General features: G+C 44.4%; 5 protein-coding genes. 4 read left to right on the forward strand and 1 reads right to left on the reverse strand.

Annotated features, from left to right (window positions below; all coding sequences use genetic code 11):
* Positions 1-322: 322 nt before the first annotated feature.
* Genes A6395_RS15600 through A6395_RS15615 form a run of 4 tightly spaced genes read left to right on the forward strand, consistent with a single transcriptional unit; the run spans position 323 to position 3367 of the window.
* Positions 323-1105, forward strand: coding sequence for a ParA family protein (locus A6395_RS15600; RefSeq protein WP_071399738.1), 783 nt, complete (start codon positions 323-325; stop codon positions 1103-1105).
* On the forward strand, positions 1102-1791 hold the full coding sequence (locus tag A6395_RS15605) for a hypothetical protein (protein WP_071399739.1): 690 nt from the start codon (positions 1102-1104) through the stop codon (positions 1789-1791). Before A6395_RS15600 ends, A6395_RS15605 begins: the two co-directional genes overlap by 4 nt.
* Positions 1788-2564 carry a ParA family protein gene (locus A6395_RS15610; protein WP_071399740.1) on the forward strand — a complete coding sequence of 259 codons (777 nt, stop codon included), beginning with the start codon at positions 1788-1790 and terminating at the stop codon, positions 2562-2564. The genes A6395_RS15605 and A6395_RS15610 overlap by 4 nt, the downstream gene beginning before the upstream one ends.
* Positions 2561-3367, forward strand: a complete 807-nt coding sequence (locus A6395_RS15615) for a ribbon-helix-helix domain-containing protein (RefSeq protein ID WP_071399741.1) — start codon at positions 2561-2563, stop codon at positions 3365-3367. The genes A6395_RS15610 and A6395_RS15615 overlap by 4 nt, the downstream gene beginning before the upstream one ends.
* A 70-nt stretch (positions 3368-3437) precedes the next feature.
* Here the strand turns inward: A6395_RS15615 and A6395_RS15620 are convergent.
* The coding region (locus tag A6395_RS15620; RefSeq protein ID WP_216820991.1) for a hypothetical protein at positions 3438-3664 on the reverse strand (227 nt) is incomplete at its 5' end.

A 3664-nucleotide genomic window follows, 5' to 3' on the forward strand; every position in this document is an offset into this window, starting at 1 on the left:
AACTCAGAAGAATATGGTTTTATCTCTTCTTCTATTATTTAAAGCATGTTCAGATGTGCCACGTATTTATTCTATAAAAGAGATCTACAAATATGAATGACGTTCACAACAGGAACTTTGTATAAATACCTAGGTCAAAAATGTCTCTGTATACAATTCGACGTCGAAACATATACAAAAAATATTTAGATTCAAAAATCGTATACAAATCCAAATCATTATTGTATACATTTTTATATTGAATTTATCATTGTCTTTGCTGTTTTTGTGTTGAATGGAAAGAGTGAATGTGACATGATATGAAAGAGAAAGGGGAGAGAAGATGAACATACTCACGTTTTACATATCGAAAGGTGGATCAGGCAAGACGACCTGTTCTTTGAATATGGCTTACGCATTGGGTGAGCTGGGACAACGAGTTCTCATCATTGATTTGGATCCCCAAGGCTCACTCAGTAAGTTGATGTTAAAAGAATCTGACACGATCAAGTATATGACGATGTTTGATGTACATACACGCAATCTCGATATCCGAGAAGTCCTGTTTGACGATGAGACGTATCACGTGAGTCTTCTCCCCTCGAATGAACGAAATGCGAGGTTGATCAATTTGATCTCTGAGCAAGACAAGCTCTTTCTATTAAAAGATATGATTGCACCGCTCGAGGATGAGTTTGATTGGATCATCCTAGACTCGGTCCCATCGATCAATGAACTCTCGAAAGTCGTGCTTTCGACGTCAAATATGACGGTCATCCCGTTCATGCCGAAGAAGCTCGTGTTCGATCAACTTGCGAGTACGGTAAGGACCATACAAAAAGTGAAGAAGTTCTATAATCCGGGCCTCGTCATCACGGGAATTCTTCCTGTCGCCATGGATGCTTCGTTAAAGGCAGATAAAGAATACTATGAAGCAATGGAAGCCATCGCGAAGGAGGAGGCAATAGAGATCCTTCCGATGATTAAACGATCCACATTCATTGAGAAAGCTGCCGATAGTGGCAAGAGTGTCATCCAGTACCGCTCCAAGGAATCGAAGGGACTCGCTGAACCGTTTAGACTATTGGCCAAACAAGTCGTTCAACAGGCAGGTGGGACGTCATGAAGGCACGGAACCGAAACATTCATAAAATTAAGCCGAGTGAGCAGCATCCATATCAGAGCGGTTTGACGAATATCAGTACACTCGTTCAAAAACTTCCGGTGTCGAAAGAAGTCGAAGACCTCGTCCATGAAATCAATGAGCTCTCAAAAGTTCAAACGATTTCTGTATTCGAGATCGGGAAGCGGCTGGTCATCGCCCGTTCTGAGATGCATGACAAAAAAGAATGGATCGGTTTTCTCGAAGCCGTTTCGATGTCGAGTTCTCTTGCATCCCGGTATATCAAAGCATATGAGACGTTACATCCACTTGAAGCATCCCTTGCGAGCTTGCCGGCTTCCAAGCTGTTTGAACTGATGTATCTCGACAATGTCGAGGAAGTCGTCGAACAGGGACTCTATATCGACGGCGAGTCTCGAGGTGTCGACGAATTGACGGTCAAACAAATCCGTGAGGCCCGTAAAACACGTGAATCTGTATCGAAGGTCAAAGTCAGCCCGTTTCAAAAACCGAAGAAACCATCTGCGGTTCTTTCTGCACGAATCCCGTCGGATCTGTCCGATCAGTTCCAACAGTATGCGCATGCACAAAACAGGAGTGTAAGTGAGCTGTTGACGGAAATCATCGAGCGGACCGTGAACGACAATATCATCGACGTCACAGACGATAAGCGAGGAGACGAATCATGAAGAAAATCGCATTGTACAATCGAAAGGGCGGCGTCGGGAAGTCGACGACCACCATCAATTTGGCTCATGCCTATGCACGCGACGGATTACGTGTCCTTGTCATCGACGCGGACGACCAGGCCTCTTCGACAAATGGGTTCGGTCTGACAAACGATTATGAAGGCAAGGTGTTACTCGATTGCCTGCTTGAAGAGAATGATCCATTCTATACACCGATCGAACAGGTCATCGTGACATGCGAGTATGAGACGGGAACGGTCTATCTTGTTCCGACGAGACGCTCAGCCTCACCGAGTGACCTGACGAGCCAGATCGGGTACGAGTATCGACTCAGCGAAGAACTCGCCAAAATTGATGAACTGTTTGACATCTGTCTCATCGATTGTCCAGGATCGACTTCTGCCCTTAATCCCTATGCCCGTTGCGCACTCGTCGCTCAGGATCGCATCGTGATGCCTGTACAGATGCAGAAGTTCTCGATGGATGCCGTCTATTCGGCACCAGAAGAATTGGAAGAGATGAAACGATTCCGGGAAGACATTCATATCGCTGCCTTCATCCCTACGATGGTGAGTGCCCGCTCGAAGGGGGATGTCACGACAGTCGAAGAACTTGAAGAACTCGGGAAAGAGGTCGGTATTCCTGTTTTGACGACGATTCCTTATGCGGTGAAGGTTCAGACGTTGCAGCGAGAGTCTCGTCCCGTCATTGATCACAAGAGCCCAGCCACAGACGCCTATCTATTACTTGCTCAGGAGGTACTTGCTTTATGACACGTAACCGAAAGAAACATACGCCTAAAATCTCGACGTTCAGTGCCAACCTTCCGGTGAATCAGAATCAACAAGCGACGGATAGCCGTACGGAACAAGTCGAGGCCGTGAAAGAGTTCTCTGCGACGACGACCGTGTCGAACCCTTATCAGGCCCTCCCAGCGACAGGATTGTCGCGTATCATCACGAAACGGCTTCCCGAGGACATGGATGGAATCGTTCAATATTACAATCATATCGATGCGATTCAAGCGACTAGTTTTGTCGAAAAGTGTCGTATACTTGCCCATGCGAACAGTCTATTCCGTGATCCTGAAACAAAAAAAGAGTTCCAAAAAGAACAAGGAACTTGGAAAGACTTTTTAAACAAGATTGGAATGTCACACCCTCAAGTCAGTCGCTTCGTAGCCTTTTGGAACACGTTTGGTCCGAACATCTTAGAGAAGACTCTCGAGCAAGATTTCAGTGCGACAAAACTTGCTGAGTTGTTGTCGTGGCCAGAAGATCCGAAGCTCGCGTTACTTGAGAATAAGAAGTACTACACAGCTTCAGGAGACAAGACTATCTATGAGATGACGCGTGAAGAACTGCGTGAAGTAAAGCGCATGCTGATTGAGCGTCAAGAGCAACGTGTCATTGAAGGGGATGCCACAACAATCAAACCGATGAAAGTCCAAATCCGATTTGATGATTTGACCGACCCTCTATATGTTGGATTAACTGAAAAAGCCAAGGCAGAACATGTCTCTGCAGATGAAATTATTCGGCGTGCTTTGAGCAACTATTTAAATAGATCTAACTAAAAAAAGGGATTCGAATGCGTTGTTATAACGAAATCGAATCCCTTTCACTTAAACACCATTAGATTTCGAACTATTCTTGAGGATTATTTTTATCAACAATAGTAATCTTCATTTTTAAGTGGTTAATTTTTTTAGACATTACGGGTAAGTACTCAGGAAATGCCTGTTCTTTTAATCGATGGATTTCAATAGGTACTATTCTCCTTCGATCTATAAATATAGCCGCTTCTCTTAAAATTTCTGCTAATTCCTCCAACTCATTTGCTTCTTTATTCAATACGCTTTCTACTTTTTTTG

The organism is Exiguobacterium sp. SH31 (genome assembly GCF_001816105.1).
Taxonomy (GTDB): Bacteria; Bacillota; Bacilli; order Exiguobacteriales; family Exiguobacteriaceae; genus Exiguobacterium; species Exiguobacterium aurantiacum_A.